The organism is Phyllobacterium sp., from assembly GCF_037994405.1.
Taxonomy (GTDB): Bacteria; Pseudomonadota; Alphaproteobacteria; order Rhizobiales; family Rhizobiaceae; genus Phyllobacterium.
This window is the reverse complement of the sequence record NZ_JBBNAN010000255.1, coordinates 1-4334: the sequence shown is the minus strand read 5'-3', so window position 1 is coordinate 4334 and position 4334 is coordinate 1. Positions and strand designations below refer to the sequence as shown.

Annotated in this window: 2 protein-coding genes and 1 pseudogene; 1 reads left to right on the top strand and 2 read right to left on the bottom strand. The window is 55.4% G+C overall.

Features of this window, described 5'->3' with window-relative positions:
• Nucleotides 1–270: pseudogene (locus AAAC48_RS14255) on the top strand (hypothetical protein); the annotation flags it as partial.
• A gap of 324 nt (nucleotides 271–594) precedes the next feature.
• Here the strand turns inward: AAAC48_RS14255 and AAAC48_RS14250 are convergent.
• On the bottom strand, nucleotides 595–1059 hold the full coding sequence (locus AAAC48_RS14250; RefSeq protein WP_340654807.1) for a cyclic nucleotide-binding domain-containing protein: 465 nt from the start codon (nucleotides 1057–1059) through the stop codon (nucleotides 595–597).
• 45 nt (nucleotides 1060–1104) lie between these two features.
• Nucleotides 1105–3819, bottom strand: a complete 2715-nt coding sequence (locus AAAC48_RS14245) for an ABC transporter ATP-binding protein (protein ID WP_340654806.1) — start codon at nucleotides 3817–3819, stop codon at nucleotides 1105–1107.
• Between the last annotated feature and the right edge of the window lie 515 nt (nucleotides 3820–4334).

Here is a 4334-nt window from a genome sequence, read left to right as displayed (position 1 = left end):
GTTCTCGGCTTGCTTGGCGATTGGTACCGCCTGCGCCTGGGAAGCGAGATGGCACTCGAGCGCATTTCGCCGCAGCGGCTTGCGGCCTATCGCTTCCTGATCGAGGTCTATTCCAGGCACATTGCTAATCAGATCGGCTGTGCCCAGGAACGGTTTGGGCGGATGCTGCGAATGATGGACCGCTATCTATCGGGTCTGCCTTCACGCAATTTTGCAGTTGATCTGGTGAGCGGCGAGATTACGCCGGAAGCGGATCAGTCAGCGGGTTGATCACAGTGACCGGCAACTTCTCGAAATGCTTCACATTTGCGCAAAGGACGGTGAGGCGTCGGCACGGGCAGTGCCGCCAGCGCGCCTGAGTTTTGCAATGCCGCGGTCAATTTCCAGGGAGGCGACTGTGGGAATAAGGAATTTTCCTGCGTTGTCTCGGATCCATCGCTCAACATTGGTCGCGACAGGAGGTTTCCCGGGCGCGAAGATGGACAAAATGGAAGTATCTAACAGATAGCTGGTAGAAAGACCCACAGGTCAATCTCACGCGACGGGGACATACGAACACCAGGGGAAATTGTTAAGAAAAAGGACTGCTGGCCGTTACTTCGCCGCCTGCTTCTGTTTGCTGCGCGCCTCGCTGAGCTCGGTCGTCGTATGGCTGAGACGATCGGCCAGGACCCGCATAATTTCGATGGTCATCTCCGGATAGTCGCTCAGGAGCTTGAGGAAATGGTCCTTGCTGATGCGCAGGGCTTCAAGGGCCGAATTCGCCCTGACGGTTGCTGTGCGCGACACATCGCAAAGAATGGCGATTTCACCGACGATGGAGTCGTGTTCGATTTCGGCGACCTTGATCTCGCCGCTTGGGCTATCCGACAGAATATCGGCTGCGCCAGTAAGGATGACATAGGCGGCATCGGCGGGATCGCCCTGGCGGAACAGTGTCTGGCCGGCCTTGTAGCTGACGCGATCGGATGTAAAGGCCAGAAGCTTCAGCTTGGCTGGCGCAACTCCAGAAAACAGCGGCACTCGCCGCAACATCTCGACTTCATCTTTCAGTAACATCGAGTCCACTTTGCCCCCATGGAACGGTCTCATATTCCCCGACCATTATGACACCAGTTCTTTGAATATACCGTTTTTCTCCAAAAGAGTCGCGTGCGTTCCCTCTTCGACCAGAGTCCCCTTGTCGAAGACAATCACACGATCGAACAGATTGGCAAGTGCAGTATTGGACAAGACCCAGATGATAGAGGGGGCATGGCCCTCCTCATGCAAATTCTCCATGATATTGTGGGTAATCTGGTCCTGAACACGCTGGTCAAGAGCCGGCAAAGGACGATTGAAGATCACGTAATCTGCACGCTTGAGCATAGCTCTCGCCATGTTGAGCTTCTGTCTCTGCACATTGGTCAGGCGTTTACCACCCGAACCCACGTCGAAATCCAGACCGATCGAGAGGACACTTTCGAACAGATCGAGACGGTCGAAAATGTCGCGCAAAATCGAGCTGATCCGTTCCGAGCTGTCGGCTTGCGTGAACCCGATCCTGCCGAATAAGACATTATCGATCAGGGTTGCTGAGGCGATGAAACGTTCCGGATCATAGGGTTCGATCACTGCCTGGAGATCTTCAGGCAAATTGCTGTGGAACCGGGCGCGTGCATCGACGATCTTTGCCATGAGTTCGTCGTTCAATAGACCAAAGCGGTGTCTCGGCTCGATATAGGAGAAGCTCAGCCGAATAATGCTTGTCCGTTCATCGGACGATGCAGCCTCTATGCCCCGGCCCTGCAGCTTCTGCAGAAGCTGCTGATAGACCGGGATGTCGTCGGCGGTCATGAAGGTCAATTGCTGGAAGAAGGGATGATCCGGCGGCAGATCCTGGAACAGTTCCACAGCGTTTTCGGCGATTTCGAGACCCATCCTGTAGAGATCGATCAGCAGATCGTTTTCACGTAACACAGAGCGGAAATAGGGATGCGCGGCTAATTTGCGGTTGGTCATCATCGGCCGCTTCATGGATCCAAACAGGAGATTTTCGCCGACCGTCGCCTGCGTGTTATAGGCATCGAGCTTGAATGGCACGACGAGATCGTCGAGATCCTCCTTCTTGAGGCGCTTGCGCAGCGCCTGCCGCAATTCGACGATCCGATCGGTGAGGTCGGCATGGGTAGCCGTGTTCACCGTGGAGCGCAGCGCCATGTCGAGAATATCCTGCGAAATTATCACAGCATCGAGCACCGGCCGCACCACCTTGAAGAGATCATTCGGGCCAGTCACGCCGGCAGAGACGTAGTCGACCCAGTCGCTGTTGAGGTCGAGTTCGGGGTTGCCGGCACGGCGTGCCTCATGGATGTTCCACTTATACTGCGCCGCGTTTTTTCCCTCATATTCGACCTTGGTCAATGGAGCATGCTTGAGGCCGTAGAGAAGGTTGTCCCTCAATGTTCCGTGGAAGAAATAGGTGTCGGAGGAGGCATACGCGATACGCCGCCCCGTTACCGATTCCGGCAGTTCGAGAATGTCCTTGCCGTCGATCGTGATACGGCCCTGGTCTGGCCAGATGAGCCGGGCGAAAGCCTCGGCGAGCGGCTCGGCGCCGCTGCCGGCACTGCCGACGATCGCAACGGTCTCACCGGGGTCTATCTCCAGCGAGACATGGCGGAGCAGCGGGGCGCCGCTATCATCGGAAAGTGTAAGATTGATCGCATGCAAAGAGTGTTCAAGACGATTGACGGGCTCGGGGGCCAAGGCCTGGATCTGCGGATCGACAAGGCGGTCCACGTTGAATTGTTCGACGACCTGCGCATATTTGACCTGTACGTCCTGGCGGGCCTGATCCCAATCAATCAGCTCCTTGAGCGGGCCGGGGAGATCCTTATATGCATTGATGACCGCAACGAGCTGGCCGATGTCAAGCCGACCTTGCAAAGCAAGGAAACCGCCAATCGAATAGAACAGGAAGGGCGTAACCTGAGCCAGGAAATTGTTGATGAACTTTACCAGGAACTTCCACTGGTAGAGGTCATAGCGGATCGAGAAAATTTGACCTAACCGGGCGGCGATATCGGCACGCTCGAAGTTTGAAGTGTCATTGCCGTGAATGGTCCCAATGCCGTCGACAATTTCGCCAACGCGGCCGGATAGTTCCCGGGCGGTCAACTGACGCTTGCGGCCAAGGTCCAGCAATCGTTTGCGCATGCGCGGGATCACAACGCCCTGCACGGCGACAATGGCTGCGGCAATCATACCAAGCCAGAAGTTCTGCATGATGATAAACACGAGCGCTGTAACGGCCTGTCCGCCAAGTAGCGCCGGCTGGACGAAGGCGTCGCCGGTAAAGCCGCCCATTGGCTCGACCTCGTCCTTGATCATCGTGGCGATTTCTGCTGATTTCACCCGTTTGAACTGGGAAGGTGGAAAACGAAGCACGCGATCGATCAGTTCGAAACGGATACGCCGCAGCATGCGCTCGCCAAGCCGGCCCTTGTAGGTATTGATATAAAGCTTGAACAACCCGTTTATGATGACAAGCAGCAGGAACACCAGGCTGAGCGCCATCAGCATCTGGAAGCGGGTCAGCTGCAGCCCTTCGAAAAACATGACCTTGCCGATATAAGGAATATCGTACTGAATGCGCATGAAGGTTTGCATTGCGCCAGGCGTGTCGAACCCCCTACCCTGGATCGGACCGTTGACAATCTGCTTCGGCAGATCGAACGAGAGGAAATAGGGTACCATCGAGGCAGCCACGACGAGCAGAATCCATATCTGCTGCAGCCGCGTGTTCGACCAGATATAGCGACCTAGACTTTTTTCCATAGACAACCGTGAGCTGCGAATTGAGCAGAAATTTCAAGTATTGAAACGTTTGAAGAGCACATGGACGAACTCCATGATTGAATCGCCCAAGCCTACAGCATCCAAACCGTGAACGCTATATGACATGGGTTCCCAACTTCCCTTGTCAATGACGTGGGCGTCGGGCAGTTTGATTCGTTGCACGGATAGCAAGAACGCGCCTGGGGAAACGGTTGAAATGAGCGATGTTGAACATTTCATCGTTCCCATGATCGTTCCGCGTCTTTCCTCGAGAAAGACCTTTTAAAGCGGCATAAGCCGAAACATCGACGTTGCGTTCGGACATCAACTCCCGATAGCTTGCACTAAAGAAGCGAGCGCAGCACTTCTGCTGTGCGCTGCGCCCCATTCAAGTTGAGTGTGTGCGCCAGAGGTTTCGGCTGCGACATGGCTGTCTCGACAGCCCTCCCAAGAATATCGGCGTCGAGGCCATTTTCCGGCAAGGCAATGGCAAGGCCGAGCGCCTCCAGCCGGGT

Bases quoted from the DNA above. Each gene is read 5' to 3' on its own strand.
- AAAC48_RS14250 (WP_340654807.1), bottom strand. From the start codon at position 1,059: ATGTTACTGAAAGATGAAGTCGAGATGTTGCGGCGAGTGCCGCTGTTT.
- AAAC48_RS14245 (WP_340654806.1), bottom strand. From the start codon at position 3,819: ATGGAAAAAAGTCTAGGTCGCTATATCTGGTCGAACACGCGGCTGCAG.